This is a genomic window from Hymenobacter baengnokdamensis, from assembly GCF_008728635.1.
GTDB lineage: Bacteria > Bacteroidota > Bacteroidia > Cytophagales > Hymenobacteraceae > Hymenobacter > Hymenobacter baengnokdamensis.
On sequence record NZ_CP044285.1, the window covers coordinates 2,154,711 to 2,180,584 of the forward strand.

General features: G+C 60.0%; 21 protein-coding genes and 2 pseudogenes. 19 read left to right on the top strand and 4 right to left on the bottom strand.

Features of this window, described 5'->3' with window-relative positions; genetic code table 11:
* Nucleotides 1-6 precede the first annotated feature (6 nt).
* A complete protein-coding gene (locus tag F6X24_RS09210; RefSeq protein WP_151087715.1) occupies nt 7-1,602 on the bottom strand; it encodes a protein adenylyltransferase SelO in 1,596 nt (531 codons plus the stop codon).
* Nucleotides 1,603-1,822: 220 nt separating this feature from the next.
* Between F6X24_RS09210 and F6X24_RS09215 the strand changes: the two genes are divergently transcribed.
* The 10 genes and pseudogenes from F6X24_RS09215 (at nt 1,823) to clpB (ending at nt 9,360) form a co-directional block, all read left to right on the top strand.
* Complete coding sequence (locus F6X24_RS09215) at nt 1,823-2,272, top strand: GNAT family N-acetyltransferase (RefSeq protein WP_151087716.1); 450 nt, start codon at nt 1,823-1,825, stop codon at nt 2,270-2,272.
* A gap of 99 nt (nt 2,273-2,371) precedes the next feature.
* On the top strand, nt 2,372-3,307 hold the full coding sequence (locus tag F6X24_RS09220) for an aromatic alcohol reductase (protein ID WP_229725466.1): 936 nt from the start codon (nt 2,372-2,374) through the stop codon (nt 3,305-3,307).
* Between the two features lie 108 nt (nt 3,308-3,415).
* Nucleotides 3,416-3,730: a hypothetical protein gene (locus F6X24_RS09225; RefSeq protein ID WP_151087717.1), complete on the top strand. Its 315-nt coding sequence runs from the start codon at nt 3,416-3,418 to the stop codon at nt 3,728-3,730.
* A 328-nt stretch (nt 3,731-4,058) separates the two neighbouring features.
* Nucleotides 4,059-4,259, top strand: coding sequence for a hypothetical protein (locus F6X24_RS09230; RefSeq protein ID WP_151087718.1), 201 nt, complete (start codon nt 4,059-4,061; stop codon nt 4,257-4,259).
* 178 nt (nt 4,260-4,437) lie between these two features.
* Nucleotides 4,438-4,692 (top strand): hypothetical protein, encoded by a 255-nt coding sequence (locus tag F6X24_RS09235; protein WP_151087719.1) that lies wholly within the window; start codon nt 4,438-4,440, stop codon nt 4,690-4,692.
* A gap of 84 nt (nt 4,693-4,776) precedes the next feature.
* Nucleotides 4,777-5,052, top strand: coding sequence for a hypothetical protein (locus F6X24_RS09240; RefSeq protein ID WP_151087720.1), 276 nt, complete (start codon nt 4,777-4,779; stop codon nt 5,050-5,052).
* Between the two features lie 109 nt (nt 5,053-5,161).
* Entirely contained in the window at nt 5,162-5,491 is a 330-nt protein-coding gene (locus tag F6X24_RS09245; protein ID WP_394349946.1) for a PIN domain-containing protein, read from the top strand.
* A 134-nt stretch (nt 5,492-5,625) separates the two neighbouring features.
* Nucleotides 5,626-6,150, top strand: coding sequence for a hypothetical protein (locus F6X24_RS09250; RefSeq protein ID WP_151087722.1), 525 nt, complete (start codon nt 5,626-5,628; stop codon nt 6,148-6,150).
* Nucleotides 6,147-6,590, top strand: a complete 444-nt coding sequence (locus F6X24_RS09255) for a hypothetical protein (protein ID WP_151087723.1) — start codon at nt 6,147-6,149, stop codon at nt 6,588-6,590. Before F6X24_RS09250 ends, F6X24_RS09255 begins: the two co-directional genes overlap by 4 nt.
* Before the next feature lie 161 nt (nt 6,591-6,751).
* A pseudogene (clpB, locus tag F6X24_RS09260) lies at nt 6,752-9,360 on the top strand (ATP-dependent chaperone ClpB).
* A gap of 67 nt (nt 9,361-9,427) precedes the next feature.
* Here clpB and F6X24_RS09265 read toward each other — a convergent pair.
* Both F6X24_RS09265 and F6X24_RS09270 read right to left on the bottom strand, forming a co-directional pair.
* Entirely contained in the window at nt 9,428-9,802 is a 375-nt protein-coding gene (locus F6X24_RS09265) for a putative toxin-antitoxin system toxin component, PIN family (RefSeq protein WP_229725468.1), read from the bottom strand.
* Between the two features lie 32 nt (nt 9,803-9,834).
* The gene (locus F6X24_RS09270; RefSeq protein WP_151087725.1) at nt 9,835-10,056 is read right to left on the bottom strand and encodes a hypothetical protein; all 222 of its coding nucleotides are present in this window, start codon (nt 10,054-10,056) and stop codon (nt 9,835-9,837) included.
* A 72-nt stretch (nt 10,057-10,128) separates the two neighbouring features.
* Between F6X24_RS09270 and F6X24_RS09275 the strand changes: the two are divergent.
* The 4 genes and pseudogenes from F6X24_RS09275 to F6X24_RS09290 all read left to right on the top strand — a co-directional run.
* Nucleotides 10,129-10,389 (top strand): annotated as a pseudogene (locus F6X24_RS09275) (hypothetical protein); the annotation flags it as partial.
* 437 nt (nt 10,390-10,826) lie between these two features.
* The gene (locus F6X24_RS09280; protein WP_151087727.1) at nt 10,827-11,222 is read left to right on the top strand and encodes a type II toxin-antitoxin system VapC family toxin; all 396 of its coding nucleotides are present in this window, start codon (nt 10,827-10,829) and stop codon (nt 11,220-11,222) included.
* 152 nt (nt 11,223-11,374) lie between these two features.
* Nucleotides 11,375-11,614, top strand: coding sequence for a nucleotidyltransferase family protein (locus tag F6X24_RS09285; RefSeq protein ID WP_229725470.1), 240 nt, complete (start codon nt 11,375-11,377; stop codon nt 11,612-11,614).
* A gap of 61 nt (nt 11,615-11,675) precedes the next feature.
* The gene (locus F6X24_RS09290; RefSeq protein ID WP_151087728.1) at nt 11,676-11,900 is read left to right on the top strand and encodes a ribonuclease HepT family protein; all 225 of its coding nucleotides are present in this window, start codon (nt 11,676-11,678) and stop codon (nt 11,898-11,900) included.
* Here F6X24_RS09290 and F6X24_RS09295 read toward each other — a convergent pair.
* Nucleotides 11,883-12,758: a hypothetical protein gene (locus F6X24_RS09295; protein WP_151087729.1), complete on the bottom strand. Its 876-nt coding sequence runs from the start codon at nt 12,756-12,758 to the stop codon at nt 11,883-11,885. The genes F6X24_RS09290 and F6X24_RS09295 overlap by 18 nt on opposite strands.
* 433 nt (nt 12,759-13,191) lie before the next feature.
* Between F6X24_RS09295 and F6X24_RS09300 the strand changes: the two genes are divergently transcribed.
* From F6X24_RS09300 to F6X24_RS09320, 5 genes are all read left to right on the top strand, one after another.
* Nucleotides 13,192-16,581 carry a pectinesterase family protein gene (locus F6X24_RS09300; protein ID WP_151087730.1) on the top strand — a complete coding sequence of 1,130 codons (3,390 nt, stop codon included), beginning with the start codon at nt 13,192-13,194 and terminating at the stop codon, nt 16,579-16,581.
* Between the two features lie 559 nt (nt 16,582-17,140).
* On the top strand, nt 17,141-19,513 hold the full coding sequence (locus tag F6X24_RS09305; RefSeq protein ID WP_151087731.1) for a beta strand repeat-containing protein: 2,373 nt from the start codon (nt 17,141-17,143) through the stop codon (nt 19,511-19,513).
* On the top strand, nt 19,447-20,337 hold the full coding sequence (locus tag F6X24_RS09310; protein ID WP_151087732.1) for a T9SS type A sorting domain-containing protein: 891 nt from the start codon (nt 19,447-19,449) through the stop codon (nt 20,335-20,337). Before F6X24_RS09305 ends, F6X24_RS09310 begins: the two co-directional genes overlap by 67 nt.
* 306 nt (nt 20,338-20,643) lie before the next feature.
* Nucleotides 20,644-25,092, top strand: coding sequence for a T9SS type A sorting domain-containing protein (locus F6X24_RS09315; protein WP_191906528.1), 4,449 nt, complete (start codon nt 20,644-20,646; stop codon nt 25,090-25,092).
* A gap of 135 nt (nt 25,093-25,227) precedes the next feature.
* The gene (locus F6X24_RS09320; protein WP_151087734.1) at nt 25,228-25,833 is read left to right on the top strand and encodes a HupE/UreJ family protein; all 606 of its coding nucleotides are present in this window, start codon (nt 25,228-25,230) and stop codon (nt 25,831-25,833) included.
* The last annotated feature ends 41 nt before the right edge of the window (nt 25,834-25,874 follow it).

Here is a 25,874-nt window from a genome sequence, read left to right on the forward strand (position 1 = left end):
AACAACTTACGAGCTGCACGAAAGCGTAGCGCTGACGGGCTTGTTACTGGCCCAGTCGGGCCGCCGGGCTGCCAGTGCTTCGTGCTCGGGGTGCTCGTCGAAAGGCGTTTTCAGCACACGAAACAGCGTTTCGAGCGGGGTGAGGTCACCGGCTTCGGCCGCCTCAATAGCCTGCTGGGCGAGGTAGTTGCGCAGCACATACTTGGGGTTGGCGCGCAGCATCCCGAGCTGAATGGCTTCGGGGCTACCAGCTTCCTGCCGCAGGCGCTGGGCGTAGCGGGCCAGCCAGTCCAGCAGCCCCTGGTCCGGGCCGGGCGCGGGCAAATAAGCTGCCTTTGCCAGCAGCTCGGAAAAAACTTCGGCTTCGTTGGTGCCGGGTGCTAGCAGCGCCGGCACCAGCCGGGAAAGCTGGCGGAGGAAAATCGTCATGTCTACCGCCGGCCCGGCCAGCGCGGCCGGCAGCGCTTCGGTGAGGGCGCGGTCGGGGGCCGGGTTGTGGGGCGTGAGGCCGAGCTTCGCTAGCAGCAGCTCGTGTTGCGAGGCGGCCAGCGTATCGGCATATACCGTAAGGGCGGGGCGCAAGGCCTGAGCGTCGGCTACGAGCGGCACCAGGGCCTGGGCCAGCGCCATCAGGTTCCACAGCGCTACGCGCGGCTGCTGCCCGAAGGCGTAGCGGCGCGAGCCAAAGTCGGTGGTGTTGGGCGTCCACTCGGGGTCGTAGGGCTCCAGCCAGCCGTAGGGGCCGTAGTCGATGGTGAGCCCCAGCACCGACATATTATCGGTGTTCATCACGCCGTGCACAAAGCCTACCGTCATCCAGTGCGCCACCATCACGGCCGTGCGCCGCGCTATTTCCTCAAACCAGCGTACGTACACCTCCTCCGAAGGCGCACCCAGCTCGGGGTAGTGGTGGCGGATAGTATAATCGGCCAGTGCCCGCAGGTTATCGACCTCGGCGTGGGCCGCCAGCAGCTGAAAGCTGCCGAAGCGAATAAAAGTAGGCGCTACCCGCGCCACAATGGCCCCCGGCTCGGGCGCCGCATTGCCGTTGTAAAATATGTCGCGCATCACCTCATCGCCAGTGCTCACCAGGCTCAGCGCCCGCGTGGTGGGCACGCCCAGGTAATGCATGGCTTCGCTGCACAAAAACTCGCGCACCGACGAGCGCAGCACCGCCCGGCCGTCGGCCCGGCGCGAGTAGGGGGTAGGCCCGGCGCCCTTCAGCTGAATTTCCCAGCGCGAGCCGTCTAGGGCGGGCACCTGGCCCAGCGAGATGGCCCGGCCATCGCCGAGCTGCCCCGCCCAGTTGCCAAACTGGTGCCCGCCGTAGCGCGCCGCAAACGGCTTCATGCTCGGGGTGAGAATATTACCCGCCAGAATAGCCACGGCCGCGCCGCGCTCAGCCGGTTTTTCGAGGCCCAGGTACTCGGCCAGCTCCTCAGACCACGCCAGCAGGCGCGGCTCCCGCACGGGCGTAGGGGCTACCCGCGAGTAGCAATACCCCGGCACCTGCCGCGAGCCGCTGGTGCCCGAGGCTTCGCCGCGCAGCTCCTCTACAAAAGGGTTTTCAAAGGTTATTTCGTCAAGCTGAACAGCAGGCATAAGGTCGGGGTTTATATAGTGAATGTACTATGTATTGGCGGCCCTGGGGTTGCCTGCCTGGTTGCAAACGTGGCGCTGCAAGGCTTGTTTCAGCCCTTTTGCTCGCTGCGCCTTTTGGCTGGCCCCAATTGACAAGGATAAGGTCCTGGCTGCTTACTGGCTTGTACGCAGCCGGCCAAACCGCGGCAGTAACCCCGGCCCGGCGCTAGCTTCGCAGCCCATGACAGTACACTGGACTACCAAGCCCTTCGATACGCTCACCCTGACGGAGCTTTATGCGCTGCTCCAGCTTCGCAGCGAGGTGTTTGTGGTGGAGCAAACCTGCCCTTTTCTCGATATTGATGGCCACGACCAGGCTGCTTACCACCTGCTCGGGCGCACCGCCTCCGGCGAGCTGGCGGCCTATGCCCGGCTGTTTGCCGCCGGCCGCAGCTACGCGCAGGTGAGCATCGGCCGGGTCGTGACTGCGCCGCGCTACCGCCGCGCTGGCCTGGGCCGGCAGCTGATGAGCCAGGCCATTGCCGAGTGCGCCGCGCTGTTTGGGGAGCAGCCCATCAAAATAGGTGCGCAGTGCTACTTGCAGGCTTTTTACGAGAGCCTGGGCTTTGTGCAGCAGGGCGAGCCTTACCTGGAAGATGGTATTCCGCACCAGTATATGCTGCGGGCGTAGGCTCAGCGCTTCCGACGCGCACAAGTAGCCCGGCGCTGCCAATTGCGCGTATAGCAGCCGGAAAGCCGCGCAAAACCTCGGGCGGCCAACCTTCTCCCCTTGATAAAGCCAACCCCCGCTACCCGCCTCGACTCGCCAGTCGGGCCCGCTACCATTGTGCTGGCTGGCGCTACCGGCGACCTGGGTCAGCGCATCGCGCAGGCGCTGCTCGCCCACGGAGCCCGCGTGCGGGCCCTCGTTCGCCCCGGCAATACCAGGCCGGAAGTTGCCGCTCTGCGCGCGCAGGGAGTGACCATCGTGGAGGTCGATTTCACCAGCGTTCCCGCCCTCACGCAAGCCTGCGCGGGGGCCGCCTGCGTAGTATCGGCCCTCTCCGGCCTGCGCGACGTGATTGTGGACACCCAGACGCGGCTGCTCGAAGCAGCCGTAGCGGCCGGCGTGCCCCGCTTTATTCCGTCCGATTTCGCCATCGACTTCACCAGGCTCCCCGAAGGCTCCAACCGCAACCTCGACCTGCGCCGCGAGTTCGGCCGCCGGCTCGACCAGGCGCCCATCCGGGCCACGTCGGTCCTCAACGGCATGTTTATGGAGTTGCTCACCGGGCAGGCTCCGGTGGTGCTGTTCAAAATCAAGCGGGTGCTTTACTGGGGCTCGGCCGACCAGCCGCTTGACTTCACCACCATCGACAATACGGCCGCTTTCACGGCCGCCGCTGCCCTCGACCCCACCACGCCCCGCTACCTGCGCGTGGCCGGCGAAGTGGCCAGCATCCGCGACTTGCAGCGGGCGGCCACCGAGGCCACCGGCCAGCGCTTTCGCCGGCTGCGCGCCGGTGGCCTGTGGCTGCTGAAGCTGATGATTCGGGTAACGCGCCGCCTGGTGCCGGCTCCCAACGAAGTATTTCCGCCCTGGCAGGGCATGCAGTACCTGCACAACATGTTTACCGGCCTGCCCAGGCTCACGCCGCTGGACAACAGCCGCTATCCCGATATCCGCTGGACTTCGGTGCGCGAGGTGCTGGCGGCGCGGAAGTAGTTTGCAGCCGGTACGCTGGCCCCAAACCCACCGCAAGCCCCAGCTGCTTGCTACCCGCACCAACGCGGCTGCGCAGCGCACAACTACTTCTCATTTCAGTAATTTTTTATGAAATCCTTCCTGTTTCTAGCCGGCCTCTTTGCCTGCGGTACCAGCGCCGCGCTGGCCCAAACCGTATTGCCATCGGGGGCCGTGGCGCCCGCCGGTTCCGTGGTGACTCCATCCGGGGTGCTCGTATCGCCGGCTACGGTGCCGGGCAGCCAGCCCCTGAGCACGCCCGCCACGCGCGATGGCGGCAGCCCCCGCGCCCCGCGCCACGACGAGAAAGTGCCTGGCCTGGACCGCCAGGACCGCAAGCAGCTGCGGAAAATGGGTAAGATGCATTATACATCCGATGCGGAGAAGCAGGGCGGGAAAAAATAGCGGCCAGCGCCGCCTCGCCCCGTATGCAGCGACAACAGGCCAGCTGCGGAATCAGGGCCTGGGGCTGGCGCGTCGGATAAAAGCGGCTAGGGTATTCGGTTTCACAGTCAGTGTACGGCTAGCAAGTAGCGCGGACTTTTAGTCCGCGAGTGCTAACATGTCGTGCTCGCGGACTAAAAGTCCGCGCTACTATTCTGCCAGTTCGAAACTGCGCTAGATGCGTTTTTAGCAAAATCCAACTACGCTCTTAGGCTTAACGCAGTCTATACCGTTGCTGAGGGGCAGCTGTTTTGCCGTAGCTTGCCATAGTATATAAATACACCCGCCAATGACGCTGATTGAAGTAGAATTCCCTGACGAGGATGCCGTGTTTATGCTGGAGCTGCTGGAACGAATGCCCGGTGTCCGCATACGGCCACCCGCTACCGCCGCCGAAGCCGCCGAGCGGCAGCGCATCGCCGAGTTTCGCCAGCGGCTGTACCACAGCTATGGCAAAGACCCGCTGGCCGAGGAAGGCAGTAAGGCGTAGCGTTTCCGAATGGAGGCTTAAAGTATTCCGTAGTAACTTGTTGGGGCCCTAGCGGCTCGCCATAACTTGAGTTACCTGTCACGGTTTTGGCTTCACTTACTCGCACCCACTGCGTTGATTTTGGAAATTGCCGAGCCCGCCGTAGTGTTTCGTAGTATCCCGATTTAATTTATCCGCCATGCAGCCGCACGTCTTATCCTTCGAAACCAGTAATGAACAGGCTATTCAGGAACTGATGAGCCTGGCGCACCGCCTAGGGGTTAAGGTGTCGGAAACGACGGCTTCTACTAATCGCCAAGCCGATGTCGCCCGCCGCGCCGCGCTGTTTCGCTCCCTTTTTGGGGCTTGGCAATCGGAGGGTGAAACCGGCGACGACCTCAACCGCCTGTTGCAGGCGGCCCGCTATACTGAGCAACGCGATATCGAGCTATGAGCCCGCGCTACTTGCGCAATAATAGTAGCTGCGGGCTTTAGGTGCATGAATGAAAAATACAGCCTTCAACGTTAGTTTAGCCAGATGAAAATTGATGTTCAATTAGAGTTTCCCGCTGAGCAGGCCGCGGTGGCACTTGAATGGCTCCAGAGCCTGCCCGACGGCCTAGTGGCGCATTTTGAAGGCCGAAGGAAACGGGAGGCAGTAGCTACCCCAGCAACTGAAGAACTCTCGGAAGCCGAGCAGCACGCGCTGCTTGACCAAGTATTTGGCTCCTGGCAACAGGAGGAAGGCGAAGAAGACCTGTTGAGCCAGATTTACGGTGGGCGGCACGACGCTCCCCGCGAGGTGAACCTATGACGGCTTACTTACTCGATACGAACAGCTGCGTTCACATCATCGCAAGTTTGACTTGGCTGCTCGCTTGAAGCGCGCTGGTATCGCCAATTGCTACCTGAGTGAACTGACGGTGGCCGAGTTACTGTACGGTGTAGCCAATAGCTCTCCCACGCACCAATTGGCGAATCGGCAGCGCCTCGCGGAGTTCCGGCGGCTGTTTGCTGGGAGGCTTCTATCCCTCTCCGATTCGTTGGAAACCTACGCCCAGCAGAAAGCCCACTTGAAACGAATTGGCCGCCTACAAGGCGAGTTCGACATGCTAATTGGCAGCGTAACGGTGGCGCACGGCTTAACGCTGGTTACGCGTAGCACCCGTCACTTTTCCGATATGGTTAGTATCGTGTTGGAAGATTGGGTGCAGGAGTATGAGGACGGGCAGCAGTCTACCGCCACCCCCTAGCGCCCGCTGCGCCGGGAGAGGCTCTATTTGCTGGCTCGTCATGGTGCCAGCGGATATTTGAAGTTTCCTGAATAGCTTGCGCACAATGTGTACTACAGTACAAGCAGATTAAAGCAGGTGATGTAAATAAACTTATGAAATATCTAGCTTCTATAGAGGGTGCGCTAAATTCAGTTGAGCAAGATTATATTCTTGTTCCAGCTATTCATAATGTAGATGGTCTGAGCCGGGAACGTGTATTTTGTTATGAGTTGTATCATCAAACGCGGAAAAAACTTCGCACGAAAAAGATAATTATTCATGGCGAGCTTGATAAAAGCGGATATCCTGATTTCAATAATGAGAAACCAGATTTTGTATTTCATAAGCCTGGGTCTGATGCCCATAACGCTGTCGCATTAGAGGTAAAAGTTGAAATTGAGCTATTAAACATTCAACGTGATTTAGATAAGCTGTTTCGGTTTGTGAGAAATTATCATTATATGTCAGCGGGACTAATTATTGTTGGAATTGATACTGAAGTGATAAAAAGAGTATTAGGCTCATTATTTATTGCCTATAGAGAGTGGCCGGATTCTGAAAAGATTTTTCTTTTATTCTTACCAAGAAGCGGTAATTGTAATAATTCTGTTTCTTTAAAACACTTCGTTTTGTCATGAAAATTAATGTAGCATTAATTAGCTTATTTGCACTGTTTGTAATGTCGTGTTCAAAAGACCATAAATTGGAGGATAAAGACCTCTCTGGAATTTGGACAGTGAAAAAAGTTGTTTGCTACCTTAACGGCAAAGAAGTTACATCATTTCCAGCTAAAGATGGAGATGGTGGATACGCTGGTTCTACTACTAACCCTGCACTACTAAAGTTTACAAAATATGGTGAGTTAGTATTTAGTGGCGGTTTATATAAATCCAATGGAGATATGGTTTACCAGTACAAGGTTAAAGGTGATTCTATTTATTTGCCTCCATATTCGCCAATGTTGATAAAAAAGGTGTCAACAGACACGTTAGTTACAGTGAATGAAAACAAAGTAGATTATTATGATAAATCAGCGCCTCATGGAAAGTGGATTCTCACGTTTTATTATACCAGATGAGTTTAGCCCGTAAAAATTTTCTGGTAATTGTGTCATATATGATGCTGAAAAATACCAAATAATCAGCCAAAAAGTCTGATTTCATACTTCTGCACCTCGTTTGCTAGTACCCTCGTACACTCTTCCTAACCCGAAGCACCTACCGAGAACCAAGCAAACCAATGGACTTTAAAAACTTCACCATCAAGGCACAGGAGGCCGTGCAGAAGGCCACCGAGATTGCCGGAGCCAACCAGCAGCAGGCCATCGAAACCGGCCACCTGCTGAAGGCTTTATTACAGAACGACGAGAACACGCTGGCTTTTCTGGGTAAGAAGCTGGGCGCCAACATGGGCAACCTCGGCCAGCGGCTTGATGCCATCGTGGCGGCCTACCCCAAGGTAAGCGGCGGCTCGCCCTACCTGGCTAATGATGCCGCCGCCGCCGTGCAGCGCGCCAACGACCAGATGCGCAGCATGGGCGACGAGTTTGTGTCGGTTGAGCACCTGCTGCTGGGTATCCTGGGCGGCAAAGACAGCGTGGCTACGCTGCTGAAGGACAGCGGCTTCACGGAGAAAGACCTGAAAGCCGCCATCCAGGAATTGCGCGGCGGGCGCAAGGTGACCAGCCAGACGGCCGAGGAGCAGTATCAGAGCCTGAACCGCTACGCCATCAACCTGAATGAGCGCGTGCGCACCGGCAAGATGGACCCCGTAATCGGGCGCGATGAGGAAATCCGCCGCGTGCTCCAGATTTTGTCGCGCCGCACCAAAAACAACCCCGTGCTACTCGGCGAGCCTGGCGTAGGTAAAACCGCCATTGCCGAGGGCCTGGCCCAGCGCATCGTGGCCGGCGACGTACCCGAAAACCTGAAAGACAAAACCCTGATGAGTCTCGACCTGGGCCTGCTCGTGGCCGGCGCCAAGTACAAGGGCGAATTTGAGGAGCGCCTCAAGGCCGTTATCAAGGAAGTGACCGACGCCGAAGGCGAGATTATTCTCTTCATCGACGAGATTCATACCCTGATTGGGGCCGGCGGCGGGGGCGAAGGCGCGATGGACGCCGCCAACCTGCTCAAGCCCGCCCTGGCCCGCGGCGAGCTGCACGCCATAGGGGCTACCACGCTCAAGGAATACCAGAAATACATCGAGAAAGACAAGGCCCTGGAGCGTCGCTTCCAAGCCGTGATGGTCGATGAGCCGAGCGTGCCCGACGCCATCAGCATCCTGCGCGGCATCAAGGAAAAGTACGAGCTGCACCACGGCGTGCGTATCACCGACGACGCCGTGATTGCGGCCGTGGAGCTGAGCAGCCGCTACATCACCGACCGCTTCCTGCCCGACAAAGCCATCGACCTCATGGACGAGGCCGCCGCCAAGCTGCGCATCGAGCTGAACTCCATGCCCGTGGAGCTCGACGAAATCCAGCGCCGCATCATGCAGCTGGAGATTGAGCGCGAGGCCATCCGGCGCGAGGAAAACCACGACCGCGAGGCCGTGCTGAGCAAGGAGTTGGCCGAGCTGGGCACCCAGCGCGACGAGCTAAAGGCGAAGTGGGAAGGTGAAAAATCCGTGCTCACCGGCATTCAGACCGAGAAAGAGAACATCGAGCGCTTCAAGACTGAGGCCGAGCAGGCCGAGCGCCAGGGCGACTACGGCCGCGTGGCCGAGCTGCGCTACGGTAAAATCCAGGAGGCCGAGCAGAAGCTTAAGGCCTTGCAGGACGAAGCCAACGCCAACAAAGACGGCGGCGGCATGCTGCAAGAGGTCGTGACCAGCGAGGACATTGCCGAGGTAGTGGCCAAGTGGACCGGCATCCCGGTTAGCAAGATGCTGCAAGCCGAGCGCGACAAGCTCCTGGGCCTCGAAGCTGAGCTGGGCCGCCGCGTGGCCGGCCAGAGCGAAGCTATCGCCGCCATCTCGGATGCCGTGCGCCGCTCGCGCGCCGGTTTGCAGGACCCCAAGCGGCCCATCGGCTCGTTTATCTTCCTGGGTACTACCGGGGTAGGCAAGACCGAGCTGGCCAAGGCCCTAGCCGAGTACCTGTTCAACGACGAGAACGCGATGGTGCGTATCGACATGAGCGAGTTTCAGGAGCGCCACGCCGTATCGCGCCTCATCGGGGCGCCTCCCGGCTACGTGGGCTACGACGAGGGCGGCCAGCTCACGGAGGCCGTGCGCCGCAAGCCCTACTCGGTGGTGCTGCTCGACGAGATTGAGAAAGCGCACCCCGATGTGTTCAACATCCTGCTGCAAGTGCTCGACGATGGTCGCCTCACCGACAACAAAGGCCGGGTGGCGAACTTCAAGAACACCATCATCATCATGACCTCAAACACGGGGCCGACATTATTCAGCGCAATTTCAAGGAGCTGAACGAGTACAACCACGAAGAAGTAGTGGACCGCACCCGCGATGAAGTAGTGGAGCGCCTGCGCCAGCACATGCGCCCCGAGTTCCTGAATCGCATCGACGAAATCGTGATGTTCCAGCCGCTCAAGCGCAAGGAAATCCGCAAGATTGTCGATATCCAGTTCAAGCAGATTCAGCAGCGCCTGCACGAAGCCGGCATCAGCCTCGAAGCCACCGACGAGGTACTCGACTACCTCGGTGAGCAGGGCTTCGACCCGCAGTTCGGCGCTAGGCCGCTCAAGCGCGTGTTGCAGCGCGTCATCCTCAACGAGTTGAGCAAGGAGATTCTCTCTGGCAAAGTCAGCAAGGACGCCGTGGTTGAGGCGGTACTGGAAGACGGTGCCGTACGGTTTGAGAATGTGGAGCTGCCGACGGTGTAAATGAATCAGTTCGAATAGCAAAGCTCCGCTAGCTGTATGCTGGCGGGGCTTTGCTATTGGAACCGGGCTACCGAAAATTGTTTAGAAATGGCTGTAAGCTACTAATTGGTACTCGTGGAAATGCAATTTGCTTGAGTACATCAAAATGCCGGTCGTTCGTAATAAGAAAGTCGGCGTTGGCGGCTACGGCTACATCAACGAACTTATTATCGTCCGGGTCGGCTTCGATGAGTTGCCATTTATAATATGCTTCTTGGAAGTGGGTGTTAGAGGCCGTGGTTAGCACATCATGCACCTGCTGCGCGGTACGGATGGAGTAGCGACGGGTAACTTGCTCCTCATACTCGGTCAGGATTTCGTTGCTGAGTACCCACTCAAATTGCTGGTTGATAAATAGCTCGTATAGGCGGAAATAAGTGCCACGAGGGTTAATAGAAGCCAATAGGCAATTAGTATCCACTACCAGACGCTGCATCAGGAAGGGTCGTTGAGCATTTCCTCCACGTCAGCCGCTGTATAGCCGCGCTCTTCATTCACGCGCTCTACTTCGGTCAATAATTTTTGAGACATATGCGCGACCAGTACCCGCCGCAATTCCAATACTTCTTCATCGCTCATGCCCCGGTCGAATAAGCGGAGTAGGCTGATTTGTAGCCCGTTTAGTTTAGTAGATTGAGGCTCAGTAGCGGGAGTCATGGCAGTGAGGAAACTAATGATGCAACAAGTTAACGCCACGTCCTCAAAAAAGGGTGCCGTTTGCGGTACAGCCAGTTCAAGCAGATTCAGCAGCGCCTGCACGAAGTCGGCATCGCCCTCGAAGCCACCGACGAGGTGCTCGACTACCTCGGCGAGCAGGGCTTCGACCCGCAGTTCGGCGCCCGGCCCCTCAAGCGCGTGTTGCAGCGCGTGATTCTCAACGAGCTGAGCAAGGAGATACTCTCCGGCAAAGTCAGCAAGGACGCGGTGGTAGAAGCCGTGCTGGAAGACGGTGCCGTCCGGTTTGAGAATGTGGAGTTGCCGACGGTGTAACATAGGGTTAATTTGAATAAAAAAGCCTCGGTAGCAGTGTGCTAGCGGGGCTTTTTTTTGCTAACCCCCTAAACTGGCGCGAGTTTAGCCCAGCGTAACTCGTGACCAATTTTAGCGTGGAGGCTGCGCCTCCGCTGCCGCTTCGCGGCAAGCTGAAGCTACATGGACCAACCAGCACCGCGGGGGCGAGGGTAAGCAACTTCGCGCTTGTGGCGGGCGTTATCTTTACTCAGCTTTAACTGTAGTGTCATGCCTGCCACCGCCCCCAGCCCTAAGAGGAAGACCGCGCCCGCCAAGGGTGGAGCGGCCCCTAAGCCTGCGCCGAAGAAGCCAGTGAAGAAATCTAACATCATTCCTGACTACTTCAAAGGGAAGATTATCGTGCATCCAGACTTTTTTGACGAGCACGACCGGCCGGCCAACTGGCCGAGTGCGGAATGAAGTATCTGCTTGATACTAACGCGCTGATTGCGCTGGGTACCAACTTTAGCGCCTTGTCGCCGACTGTTCAAGCGGTGCTGACTGACCAGCGCAATGACTTCGTACTGAGCCCGGCCAGCTTGTGGGAAATATCTATCAAGGTGCGGCTGGGCAAGCTGGACTTGAATGGTCTTTCGCTGGAAACCTTTGCTACGGTTATTCGTCGCAAGTTTGGTATTCACTTGCTGCCAATTAAGCAGAGCCAGCTGCTCTACATCGCCACGCTGCCGAAAGTGAAGGACCACGGCGACCCGTTTGACCTGCTCATCATCGCGCAGGCGCTGACGGAAAATCTGCCCGTTCTTACCTCGGATGGCAAGTTTCACCTGTACGGGGTGAACGTGTTACAATAGCTACCACTGGCGCGAGTTTAACGCAGCGTAATTCACGACTAATTTGGCGTGGAGGCTGCGCTTCCACTGCCGCCTAGCGGCAAATCGGAGCCAGGCTTGGCCGTAACTAACCGGCACCGCAAGGTCGAGATAGCAGCGGCAACTTCGCGCTCGTGGCGGGCGTTAGCTTCGCCCAATGCTGCCCCCGTTCAAATGAAAGCCGAAGTATTGAGCGCCAGCTGCGGGCGCTGGATGTGGCGCAACTAGGGCTGTTTGGCTCGTTTGTGCGCAATGAGGCCGGGCCGAATAGTGAGGTAGATTTGCTGGTGGATTTTAAGCCGGAGCGCAAGACGTTCAACGGCTTTTTGGAGGTAGTTGACTTTTTAACGGAACTGCTAGGGCGCGACGTGTAACTGCTAACGCGGCCAGGGCTGTCGCCCTGCATCGGGCCACATATTCTAAGTACTACGGAGTATGTCCTTGCTGCCGCTTGAGCGACTGCTGCCTATCCGCGACGAGATTCAGTTTTTGCAGCGGTGCTGCCAGGTGCTGTCCGAGCTCGGGGCAGCTGAAGCAATGTACCGGGCCGTCGTTAACAGCATTGAGATTATTGGCGAAGCTACCAACAACCGGCGTCTGAAATGGAAAAGTCCCGCTGACGTTGTGCTGGCGGGACTTTTTTTAGTCGTATGGCTGTAAGTCCTTCTTTTTAATCCGCTGCCGAATTTTCTTCGGCAGCGGATTACCGGAGCGGTAGGAACTCTCAACCTCAGCTTCGTGGGTTTCACTGTAAGCCGTAAGGTTTACTATACCGATGGCTACCGGGGCTACGATGAAGGCCCCGGTCAGGATGGCTATGCCGCTGCCATCTACGCTGGTTCCTTCACTGCTAGCGCTGGTGAGGGCGCGGGTCAGGGTCAACACCCCGCTCAGCCCAAGGTAGTTCCAGGCTCGGCCGCCCTTGCGGCGGCGCGCAAACAGGCGGTTGATGGCCCGCAGCGTATCGGCGTGTGCGGCCTCCGCTACCTGGGCCGGTGTGAGGTGAAGAGCCACATTGGCAGGTCGGATGCCGGGGGCCGAAAGTGGGTCGTAATCCGTCGCCGCGCCGTGTACCGGCACAAAGCGGCCCCGCAGGCGCCGGGCTACGCTCGTGGGCAGGTGGCCGGTAGCCGCCAGCTCGCGCAGCACTTGCCGCTCGCGGCCGGGCCGAAACTGAATACGCTTGTTTACCCCGATGAGCATAAAGGCGGAACCGGCCAGCACCCCCGGCGTCCAGACGCCGGCGCTGGTGGTTTGCAAGGCCGGTAGGGTAGAAGCCAATATGCCGGCAGTACCAAACGAGAGCCAGCCAATACCGCCGCCCCGTCGGCTTTTAAACAGCTTGCGAATGGCCCGGGCGGTATCGGCGCGGGTTAAGTTGTTGGGTGCAAGCGATGTTGCTGCTCTGGCTGCGGGTACGGACGCGCCCGGTAGGGCCTGCGCGCACACTCCGCCACTGGTACACAGGCCAGCTCCCAGCAATAAGGCAGTGTAAAATAGGCGTATAAAAAAGCTCATGGTGGTTGGTAAGACGCTGCTCAAAAATGCCACCTGGCTTAAGAAAAGCAGCCGGCGATTATAAAATTCCGCAAAACGCGGTTTCGGCCCGGCAAACTTAGATTCTAAAAGTCGCTATTTCAAGCTGCTTCATATTCAGGTTTTGCAGTATGAGCAGCAGCAATGCCATAGCCTTAAAGGCGCCCAGTGGCGAGCCGGGGCTAGGTTGGCGCTGGCAAGCTAGGCGCCCCGTTTCAAGCACGCTACCGGCCGCGCGGCAAGGCAGCTGCTTAAAACAGCCTGGCCAGCGCTGTGGTAAAGGCCAGGGCTGCCCCCGCTTCAGACAACGTTGCCGGCAACGATTGCATAAAAAAAGGCTGGTAATTAAGCCTTGTTAGATAGGCTAAAGAGGTAATATTGAAAGGAATTCCCACCTATTTTCCCCTTTCTACTAATGACTACAACCTCTACCCGCGTTGGCAGGAAGAGCCCGGCTGGCCGCTTTTGGGCGCTGCTGGGCTTTTTGCTGCTAGCCTGCTCCAAGCTATATGCCTACGATGTGACGGTAGCCAAAGATGGCACGGGCAACTTTACCACGATTCAGGCGGCCGTAACGGCCGCTCCGACGGGCCGCACGGCAGCTTATGTTATTTATATTAAAGATGGTATATATACTGAAAAAGTAACTGTTCCGTCCAATAAGCCCTTTATTCAGTTTGTGGGCCAGAGCGTGGCCAATACCATCCTGACCTGGAACGACAACAACCTGACCCCCGACGGCAAAGGCGGCACGCTGGGTACCGGCGGCTCGGGTAGCCTCGTGGTGCAGGGCACCGACTTCTCGGCCCTGACCATGACATTCGTCAACTCGTTCGGCGATGGCTCGCAGGCCGTGGCCGTGAGCTTGTATGCCGACCGCGCCGCCTTTAAGGGCTGCCGCTTTATGGGCAACCAGGACACGCTGCTGACTTATGAAAGCGGGGGCGCCGTTTCGCGCCACTACTTCAAGGACTGCTACATTGATGGCAACGTCGATTTTATCTTTGGCAACGCCATCGCCATTTTCGACAACTGCACCATTTATGCCAAGACGCGTGTCGTGAGCGGCTCTACGTCCACGTCGTATATCACGGCGGCCAATACGCCCGCCACCCAGAACTACGGCTACCTGTTTCGCAACGCCCGCATTCCGTCTAACAACGGTACTACGCTCTACTACCTGGGCCGGCCCTGGCAGAACTCGACCGGCTTCTCGGAAGCGGCCGGTACGCTGGCGCACAATAAGGTTATCTTCTCGAAAACCAAGGTTGGCGCAAACCAGATTCAGCCCGCCGGCTGGGTGACCTGGGATGCCGGCACCGACGTGACCAAGATTACGGACGGCGAGTTTCAGACCCGGTACTTCGGTGGCAATCTGGTAAACACCAGCCAGCGCGTGAGCTGGGCGAAGCAGCTGGCCCCGGCCGATACGGTGCAATATTCAATAAACACTATGTTTGGTACTGGCACTGGCACCGGTGGCACCTCGGCCGTAGCGGCTGCCTGGGACCCCACCACCGTGGCCCCCGGCTTTGCCAGCTACTCTACCCCCGACATTGCGGTATCGAACCTGCAAGCCACGAAAGGCGCTACCCAAACTGCCATTCAGTGGAACATCAGCTGGGCGATGGCCGGCATCAAGTACGACCTGCTGCGCTCGACCGACAACACCAACTTTACCTTGCTGAGCACCCAGACGGCTACTACCGACTCGCTCTACAACTTTAGCGCGACCGACGCGCTGCCGGTAGCCGGCTCGGCCTACTACTACAAGGTAGTGGCTTCGAAAGCCGGTCTGGCTACCCACACTACGCCCTCGATTCAGGTATCGAGCATTCCCACGATTACCACTTCTTCGACGGCGCTGGCCGCTTTTACCCAGTATAACACGGGCACCTCGGCCGCGCAGAACTACACCGTGTCGGCGGTGAACATGACCGATAACCTGACCATTACGCCGCCCGCCGGCTTCGAGATTTCCACCAACGGCGGCAGCACCTGGACGGGCTCCACCACGCCGGTAGTACTCACGCCTACGGCCAATACCATTGCCAGCACTACGGTGAGCGTGCGCCTGAACGCAGCTACGCCCGGCTCGTACAGCGGCAATATCACCCATACCAGCTCGGGAGCCACTACGGTCAACGTAGCCGTAACCGGCTCGCGCCTTACCACGGTGGCCCCGAAATCGGACCCACTCATTTACTGGCCGCTCACGCGCAATGCCCAAGACAGCACGGCCATTCGCTCGTCGCAGCTGACGGCTACCGCACCCACTCTCAAAGCTTTGTATTTGTCGAACGGCACGACGCTTTCGACCATTCCGGCTTATTCTACCAAATTTGGACAGGCGCTGGGCGCTACCCCCAACGGCGACGGCACCTGGACGGCCGTAGGCGGCACGCTGAAGCGTAATTACTACGAGCAGTTTACGGTAACCACGTCGGCCACCGGCACGGTGCGCCTGGATTCGGTCCTGCTATCGGCGGCTTTCTACAATACCTCTTCTAACACGAAGATGGCAGTCGTGTACTCGAAGTCGGGCTTCGTATCAGACTCGACCGACGTCAGCGGCGGCACCGGCAACGGCGTGACCAGCACGGCCTACGGGGCGTTCGGTGCGCCCATTGCCCTTCCCAACCAGACTGGCGGCCCCACCAATGTGTATCATCTGGTACTCAATGGCAGCACGGGCGTAAGCCTGACGGCCGGCCAGACCCTGACCTTCCGGGTGTACTTTGCCTGCGGCAGCACCGGCACGCCCCGGTACGCGATGCTGAAAAACGTAGTAGTGAAAGGGGCTTCTTTGGCCGTCTGCAACGCGGCTTTCAGCTACAGCGGCTCGCCCTTCTGCCAGAGCAGCACCACTAGCCCTACCCCAACCATCACGGGTACTACGGGTGGCACCTTCTCTTCAACCAGCGGCCTCACGATTAATGCCACCACGGGCGCTATTACCCTCAGCAGCAGCACGGCCGGTACGTACGTAGTAACCTACACTGCCAGCACCGGCTGCTCGAGCACGCAGAGCGTCACCATCACGGCGGCACCGCTGGCGAACATCGGCTACGGGGCCAGCAGCTACTGCACGGGCACGAGCGGCACGGTGGCGCTGGGCCTCGGCACGGGCTCGACGCTGGGCACGCTCACGGTGAACCCGGCCACGGGCCTGAGCATCGCGGCCAACGGCACGCTGACGCCTTCGACCTCCACGCCGGGCACGTACTTCATCACCAACACGGTGGCCGCCTCGGGCGGGTGCGCGGCCGTGACGGGCGGCACGACCGTTACCATCAACGCCACGCCGGCTACGCCGACGCTGACGGTAACGGGCACGCCGAGCACGGGGCTGGTGCTGACGTCGTCTGCGGCCACGGGCAACCAGTTTTACCTCAACGGGACGGCTATTGCCGGGGCCACGGGCCAGACGTACGTGGTAAACTCGGGCACGCGCAACGGCTCCTACACGGTGGTCGTGACGAGCACGGGCGGCTGCGCCTCGGCCAGCTCAGCCCCTGTCAGCGTTACGGTCACGGCCACGGCCAGTGCCCAGAGCGCGGCCACTGTGCGCCTGTATCCCAACCCGACGCCCGACGGCCAGCTCTCCGTAGAGCTGAGCGGCTACCGCAAGGCGGCCACGCTGAGCGTGGTCAATACGCTGGGCCAGGTGGTGCGCCAGCTGCCGGCGCAAGCTGGCAACGGCACGACGCAGGTGGACCTGAGCGAGCTGGCCAACGGGGTGTACTTGCTGCGCGTGAGCGCCCCCGACCAGGGCCTGCAGACCCTGCGCTTCGCTAAATACTAGCATACACCAGCACTCTCACTGTCAAAAAGCCCCTTGGTATAAGTGCCAGGGGGCTTTTACGCTTTTTTTAGCACTAGTGCTGCGTCAGGCAAGTTCCTTACCTAATCGTTCTGGTGGGCGCCTCACCCCCCGGCCCCCTCTCCGAAAAGGAGAGGGGGAGCCAGTCGATACTTTAGGTAATTATTTTCCCTGACACAGCACTACTGAGCGCAAATAAGCTGGCGCCAGCCAAAGGCAAGTAAACCTCTGACTCTTTGGCTAGTCTGATGCCCATTACGGGCAGGGTGAAAGCAGGTAAAATTTACCTATTTTGTTTCTCAATAAAGTAAGATAGTAAAAACATTATTTTTTCATCTTACGGCCAATAGGAATCAAGTACTTTTATGGCCAACAGGCTGCCGACAGCTATGTGATAAGGTATTGAGCCGTTTTTCATTTTTTCATCTTTTCCACCTTCCCACCCCATATGCAGCAAGCTATACCCGGTATGGTAGCTAAATCCAGTTACCAGGCCTCCACAAGTCAGGCGCTTCCCTCCAGGTCGCGCCGAAGTTTTCGAATGCTGCCAGGCCTGGTGCTTGGTTTATTGAGTCTGGGATTTGCTGCCAAAAGCCAGGCTCAGAGTACCGTACTGGAGCAGTGGCCGCTATTGGCCGATAATGTCGCCACGGTGGCAGTTACCGGTATAACGCCGACTACCCCTACGTTTACGAGCCTCGTTCTATCGGATAATTCGGCAGCCTCTGGTACTATTCCGGGCTATTCGGCAGCTCGAGGCCAGGCGTTCGCACCATTGAGTACGGGTGGCGGCTGGAGCAGCACGGCCACGCCTCCGGGGCCTGGCACTAACCCCTCGCGCTCATTTTATGAAGAGTTTACGGTGCTTGCGGCCTCTGGCTACTCGCTACGCGTCGATTCGTTGATTCTGACTTCGGCTATCAACAACTCCGCAGCGGGGCACCTGGGGGTTTCTTACTCGACTGACGGCTTTACCACCATCAACGAGGTAAGCGGTGGCAACTTTACTGCTTCCGGGGTGACGCAGCCAACGGGTACAACCGGCGGCTTTCCGAATCCGGTGACTTTGCCCAATCAGACTGCCGGCCCCACAGTGAATGCGAATACGTTTCGCCTGGCGCTCAACGGCGCTACGGGCGTTACCGTAGCCAGCGGCAAAACCCTGAGCATCCGTTTATATTACGGGGTAGGCTCTTCGGGCACTCCGCGCCAGGCCCAGCTTAAGTCGGTATCGGCCAAGGGAGCCAGCACAGTAGCCTGCAATGCCGCCTTCGCCTACGCCAGCAGCTCCTTCTGCCAGAGCGGAGCCAACCCTACACCCACCATCACGGGTACGACGGGCGGCACCTTCTCTTCGACCAGCGGCCTGACGATTGATGCAACTACCGGCACCATTACGCTGAGCAGCAGCACGGCCGGCACCTACACCGTTACCTACACGGCCAGCAGCACCTGCAACAGTACCCAGACTGTTACCATCACGGCGGGCTCATCGGCCAGCTTTAGCTACGCCGCCAGCAGCTACTGCACCAGCAGCACCGCTACTGCCCCGGCAACGCTGGCAACCGGCGCCAGCGCGGGTACTTTTTCGGCTACGCCCACCGGCCTCACCCTGGACCCCGCTACCGGTACTATTACGCCGAGCAGCTCGGCCGCCGGCACGTATACCGTGACCAATACCGTGGCCGCCAGCGGCAGCTGCTCGGCGGCTACCGCTACCAGCACCGTTACAATTACGGCTCCGCCGAAAGCCAATATTGGCTACGGAGCTACCAGCTACTGCACTACCACTGCCGGCACCGTACCCCTGGGTATTGGCACGGGCAGTACGCGCGGCACCATTACGGTAAACCCGGCTGCGGGCCTCACAATTGATGCGTCGGGTACGATTACGCCCTCCACCTCGACGCCGGGCACCTACTTCATCACGAATACGGTAGCTGCCAGCGGTGGCTGCGCCGCAGTGACTGGCGGAACCACGGTAACCATCACGGCCCCGGCTACGGCCGCTTTCTCGTATCCGGCCGCCCCAAACTGCACCAGCACGAGCGGCACGGTCAGTCCTGTGCTGGCTACGGGGGCCACGGCAGGCACGTTTACTTCGACGGCCGGCCTGACGCTGAACTCGACCACCGGCGTAGTCACTCCCTCTACTTCGACTGCTGGTACTTATACCGTAACCAATACGGTAGCGGCCTCGGGCGGCTGCGCGGCAGTGTCGAGCACGGCTACTATCACGATTTCGGCCCCGACCACGGCCACCTTCAGCTACGCAGGCTCACCCTTCTGCCAGAGCGCGACCAATCCGGTGCCCACCATCACGGGCACTACGGGCGGGGTGTTCTCTTCGACTACAGGTCTAAGCCTTGACGCCACAACCGGCACGATTAATCTGGCTGCCAGCACGCCCGGCACCTACGTGGTCACGTACACCGTGAGCGGCGCCTGCGGCAGCAGCAGCACTCAGACTGTCACCATCACCGCTCCCGCCACGGCTGCTTTCAGCTACCCAACTACTGCGGTATGCGCCGGAACCACGGGTATGGTGCTGCCTACCCTGGCAGCGGGTGCCACGGCTGGTACCTTTACTTCCAGCACCGGGCTGAGCCTGAATGCTACTACGGGTGCAGTAGATGTATCCGGCAGCGTAGCCGGTACTTATACGGTGACCAACACGGTGGCGGCCTCAGGCGGCTGCGCGGCGGTAACGGCCACGGCTACTATCATAATTTCGGCTCCGACCACGGCCACGTTCAGCTACAGCGGCTCGCCCTTCTGCCAGAGCGGAGCTAACCCCACCCCGGCCATCACCGGTACTACCGGGGGGCATTCAGCTCGACCGCCGGGTTGTCGATTAACGCGACGACCGGGGCTATCAACCTGGCTGCCAGCACCGCCGGCACGTACACGGTGACGTATACGGTAGCTGGTGCCTGCGGTAGCAGCTCTACCCAAACGGTGACCGTCACCACTCCCGCCACGGCGGGCTTTAGCTATGCCACACCGGGCATTGGCGGGGCCTGCGCTGGCAGCACGGGCACGTTTGCTCCTGCGCTGGCTACGGGTGCTACGGCCGGTACCTTCTCCTCAACGACGGGCCTGGCTCTTAACGCGACGACTGGTGTCATCAGCCTGGCCGGCTCAACGGCGGGCACTTATGCCATCACCAACACGGTGGCCGCTTCGGGCGGGTGCGCGGCCGTGTCGAGCACGAGCACGTTCACCATCAACGCCACGCCGGCTACGCCGACGCTGACGGTAACGGGCACGCCGAGCACGGGGCTGGTGCTGACGTCGTCTGCGGCCACGGGCAACCAGTTTTACCTCAACGGGACGGCTATTGCCGGGGCCACGGGCCAGACGTACGTGGTAAACTCGGGCACGCGCAACGGCTCCTACACGGTGGTCGTGACGAGCACGGGCGGCTGCGCCTCGGCCAGCTCAGCCCCTGTCAGCGTTACGGTCACGGCCACGGCCAGTGCCCAGAGCGCGGCCACTGTGCGCCTGTATCCCAACCCGACGCCCGACGGCCAGCTCTCCGTAGAGCTGAGCGGCTACCGCAAGGCGGCCACGCTGAGCGTGGTCAATACGCTGGGCCAGGTGGTGCGCCAGCTGCCGGCGCAAGCTGGCAACGGCACGACGCAGGTGGACCTGAGCGAGCTGGCCAACGGGGTGTACTTGCTGCGCGTGAGCGCCCCCGACCAGGGCCTGCAGACCCTGCGCTTCGCTAAATACTAGGCCTGCCTGCTAAAAGCCAAGCCTTTTGCTGAAAGCTCCCCGACTGCAAAGTCGGGGAGCTTTTTTGCTGAATAAGCTGCTTGACGTGGACCGTTTCTACCAGCCAGCGTTCGTGCCAGCTTAGAAAATAGACAAGATTCTAAAGAATACCTGAAGAACAGGTAAATATTAGATGAAGTTACCCCTATATTGCCTGCTCATAGCTCGGCTAAGCTAATAGTGAATAGCAGCTTGCCTGAGCTATGAATGCCTGTTATCCCGGTTGAAAATTTCCGGGGAATATTAATCTTTTTTAATGTTTGCTGTATGACGAAAAAAATACTCCTTGCCTATGGTGTGCGGCCGATGGCAAGCCGGCGGATTCGGCCGCTGCTGGCTGCTGCACTGAGCTTGCTAGCGCTGGGCACCTCCTGGGGCCAGCAGCGCCTCATGCCGAATGCCACCGTGGCCACACGGGAAAGCATCGCGGCCGGGCTGCCAGCCGGCGCAACATCCGCCGCCAAGCCGTTTGTGCCCAGCCCAGCCGCTACGTACCGGGTTCAGGCGGCGATTGCCTCAACGGCTACGGGTGGTAACTGGAGTGCCGCCAGCACCTGGGTAGGCGGCGTGGTGCCAACTGCTACCGACGACGTAACAATTGCCAGCGGCGCCACCGTAACGCTCGACGTGGCGGCGGCGGCCGGCTCGCTTACCATTGCCAGTGGGGGCACGCTCGTTACATCGGCCACTACGGCCTACTCGTTGCAGGTGGGTGGCAACGTGACTAACAACGGCACCCTGACGATGAGCGCCAGCAGCACCATCGGCTCCGACCTGCGCTTCGTGGGTGCGGGCAGCGTCACGTTTGGCGGCACGGGCACTACCGACCTCTATACCATGACCCTGGCTAAATCGACGCTGGCCGACGTGGTGGAGATGAGCCTGCCGACGCTGTCGGTAAAAGGCACGGCGGCGGCCACTACGGGCTTCCTGCTGACCCAAACCACTGCCGCTACCCCGGTAAATGACATGACCGGCACCCTGAAGATTTCGGGTACGGCCACCCTTACCAACCGAGTTTTCGGCAACGCTGCCTCTTACGTCATTCCGGCCACGGGCGCATTCTGGCTCAATAATGCCAACTTTACGGTGAGCGCCCAGACGGGCTCACCCTCCGTTAGCGGCCAGCTGCGCATTACGGCGGGCACGTTTAACGTGGGCACGAGCATCGGCAACTCCCTCTCATTTGGCTCGGGCTCAGTTTATACCCAGGAAGGTGGCTCGCTGAACGTGGCCGGCCGGTTTGGGTCGTTCACTTCCGCAACAGCGGCGGCTGCCATGACCTTCAACCTGAGTGCCGGGGCGTTAAACGTCAGCACTATCGGGAATACGTCGGGTACGCCTTCATTTGGCGTAAATGGCACAACAACCATTTCGGGTGGGGTCGTTAACCTGGTGCAGCGTAGCACGGCCACTACGCCGCTCGACTACTACGTGGCTGGAACCTACAATTTTACGGGTGGTGCCGTAAACGTGGGCGTAGCGGCTACGGCTACCAATTTCGACTTCCGCATTCGGGGCACGTTTCCGAACCTTACCATCGACAATACAACCAACGCCAAAAGCGCCCTGCTACAAGGCCAGACCAACGTCTACGGCACAACGCTGACTACCCCCGGCAGCAACCTGAACCTAAATGGGCAGCTCCTGTTGCAGTTGGGTTCAACTATCACCAACAATGGTACGGTTACGGGTACCACGGCCAGCAGCACGCTATATTTTGGTGGCTCGGTGGCGCAGACGCTGGGCGGCTCGGGTACGTTTACCACCTTGCGTACGCTTAGCGTAGACAACGCTGGCAGCGGCATCACGCTGACGGTGCCGCTGGTAGTAACGCGTGTGAATATGTTCACGGGCAATCTTAATGGTGCCGGCAACCTGACCATCGGCGACGCCTCAGCCACTTTCTTTGTCGTGCAGATTGGGGTGTCGGCCACTGCCACCAGTGGTGCCATTACTTCGGCCCCGGTGTTCAATATTGGCAGTGGTGCCTTGCAACTGATTTACGCGCCAGAGCTGACGGCCCGTACTACCGGCTTTGAAATCCCGGCCACTCGCATCGTCGACATAGTTACTATCAGCAATGCAGCTGGGGTAATCTTGGCCGGCGGTAACCTGACCATCAACAGCAGCGGCGTATCAAACGGCTCCCTCATATTAACCACTGGCCTCTTCACTACCTCGGCGGCTAATATAGCGACCATAGGCACTGCCGCTGGCACGTATCCAACCGGTTCGGCTACTTCGTATGTGAAAGGCCCGCTGGGTATCACCGTAAACAGTGCCACGGCCGTGAGCCGCACCTTTGGGGTGGGCGACGCCGCTGGCTGGCGGCCGGTAGTGGTCAATGGCATCACCACCAGCAGTGCCCAGACCTTCACGGCTACCGTCGTGAATGGTGCAGCCAACGGCTCGGTTTCGGGCGGTATTTCGAGCCTGAACCCCACTCGCTACGTACGCCTGCAAAACTCAGCCAACCTGCCCGCCACGGCCACTGTGCAGCTCAGCTACGGGGCCGACGATGTAGTAGGCAGCCCGGCCACGGCCGTAGTAGCCCAGGCGGCCACCGCCAACGGCGTATACGCTTCGCTAGGTGGTGCCGCTGCAACCGCGCCTACCACGGGCATCGTTTCCACTCAGGGTATTACACCTGGCAACGACTTCTTCGTATTGGCTAACACCGAAGGCGGGGCCCTCGCTACCTCGGTAGCCAGCGGCTGCGCCGGCTCTACTTCGGGCACGCTCACGTTGAGCGGCAACGCGGCCGGCAGCACTATTGTAAAGTACCAGGCTGATAGCGGTAGCGGCTTCGCCGACGTAGCCGGCACTAACACCGGCACCACGCTGGCCTTCACCAACCTCACGGCTACGACTACTTTTCGGGCCGTTATCCTGACTTCCGACAACCGCACCGTGTACTCGGCTCCGGTTACGGTAACCGTTACGCCCTTAGCTTCGTCGGCGTTCAGCTACAGCGGCTCGCCCTTCTGCAAGAGCAGCACGGCTACGCCCACGCCCACCATCACGGGCACGGCGGGCGGTGTATTCTCTTCGACCACGGGCCTGAGCCTGAACGCCAGCACTGGCGCTATCAGCCTAAGCGCCAGTACCGCCGGTACCTATGTAGTAACCTACACTGTGAGCGGCACCTGCGGCAGCAGCAGCACGCAGAGCGTCACCATCACGGCGGCACCGCTGGCGAACATTGGCTACGGGGCCAGCAGCTACTGCACCACGACCACGGGCACGGTGGCGCTGGGCCTCGGCACCGGCTCGACGCTGGGCACGCTCACGGTGAACCCGGCCACGGGCCTCACCATCGCGGCCAATGGTACGCTTACGCCCTCGACCTCCACGCCGGGCACGTACTTCATCACCAACACGGTGGCCGCCTCGGGCGGGTGCGCGGCCGTGACGGGCGGCACGACCGTCACCATCACGGCGCCGCCGGTGGCGGCGTTCAGCTACAGCGGCTCGCCCTTCTGCGCGAGCGCAACCACCAATCCCACGGTGACGCTGGGCACGGGCGCTACGGCGGGCACGTTCACGGCCTCACCGGCGGGCCTTACCCTCAACGCTGCTACCGGAGCCATTACGCTTAGTAGCAGTACGCCCGGCACCTACACGGTTACGAACACGGTGGCCGCTTCGGGCGGGTGCGCGGCCGTGACGGCCACGGCTAGTGTCACTATCACGGCCGCGCCGGTAGCTGCCTTCAGCTACAGCGGCTCGCCCTTTTGCAAGAGCAGCACGACAAACCCGGCCGTAACGCTCGGTACGGGTGCCTCGGCAGGTACGTTCACGGCTACGCCCGCGGGCCTGACCATCAATGCCACTACGGGGGCCATTACCCTTAGCAGCAGCACCGCCGGCACCTATACCGTAACCAATACGGTAGCCGCTGCCGGTGGCTGCGCCGCTACTACGGCTACCACTACTATCACCATTACGGCGGCACCGCTGGCGAACATCGGCTACGGGGCCAGCAGCTACTGCACGGGCACGAGCGGCACGGTGGCGCTGGGCCTCGGCACGGGCTCGACGCTGGGCACGCTCACGGTGAACCCGGCCACGGGCCTGAGCATCGCGGCCAACGGCACGCTGACGCCTTCGACCTCCACGCCGGGCACGTACTTCATCACCAACACGGTGGCCGCCTCGGGCGGGTGCGCGGCCGTGACGGGCGGCACGACCGTTACCATCAACGCCACGCCGGCTACGCCGACGCTGACGGTAACGGGCACGCCGAGCACGGGGCTGGTGCTGACGTCGTCTGCGGCCACGGGCAACCAGTTTTACCTCAACGGGGTGGCTATTGCCGGGGCCACGGGCCAGACGTACGTGGTAAACTCGGGCACGCGCAACGGCTCCTACACGGTGGTCGTGACGAGCACGGGCGGCTGCGCCTCGGCCAGCTCGGCCCCTGTCAGCGTTACGGTCACGGCCTCAACTGCGGCCCAAGTGGCTACTTCCCTTGCTGTGTATCCGAACCCGACGCCCGATGGCCACCTCTCCGTAGAGCTGAGCGGCTACCGCGAAGCGGTGCAGCTGACTATCAGCAATGCGCTGGGGCAGCGCGTGTACGAAGCCAGCGTGGCGGCATCAGCGGCTCATAAGCAGGCTATTGACCTTTCGGCTCTGCCCGGTGGTGTGTATGTGCTGCAGGCCCGCACCGCCAGCGGTGGGGTAGAAGTACGGCGCATTGTGCGCGAATAGCTCACGACAGCTGCGCGAGCTAAGGCCGTAGCCCCAAGCTCCTGACTTAAAGCGCCAAAAAGCGTCTGCCGTTCTGCGGCAGGCGCTTTTTGCGTTTGGCGGGTTTTCGGAAGATTTTTAGGAGATTTGCGGTCGATGTCCCTCTTTCTTACCTACCTTAAATTAGGTTTTCTGCATATTTGCAGTTGGCAGGCCACCGACCATCTCACGTTTTTGCTGGCGCTGTGCGCGCCCTACGTGCTGGCCGACTGGCGGCGCGTGCTGGCGCTGGTAACGAGCTTCACAATAGGCCACTCTATCACGCTGGCGTTGGCCACGCTGGGCGTGGTAGGCGTAAATGGTCCGCTGGTCGAAGCCCTGATTCCGGTTACCATTATGCTTACGGCGCTGGTTGATATGTACCGCGCCGGCCCGGTGCTACCGCGGCGGCCAGCCCGGCCCGAGCCGGTGCTGCTCACCGCGCCCAATGCGCTAGCGATTGCCTTCGGGCTTATTCACGGTCTGGGCTTTTCCAACTACCTGCGCGCGCTGCTGGGAGCGCAAAGCCGCCCTATTACCGAGCTGCTATCCTTTAACCTGGGCGTCGAGCTGGGCCAGCTGCTGGTAGTGAGTGGTATTTTGCTGCTGGGCTTTGTGGCGCTGCGCGTGTTTCGGATAGCCCGCCGCGACTGGGTGCTGGTGACCAGCGGAGCCGCGCTGGGCGTGGCTACGTTGCTGCTGCTGCAATTGAGTAGTAGATGATGATAGGTGAATAAATAATGAATAAAAAATATATCTAAACA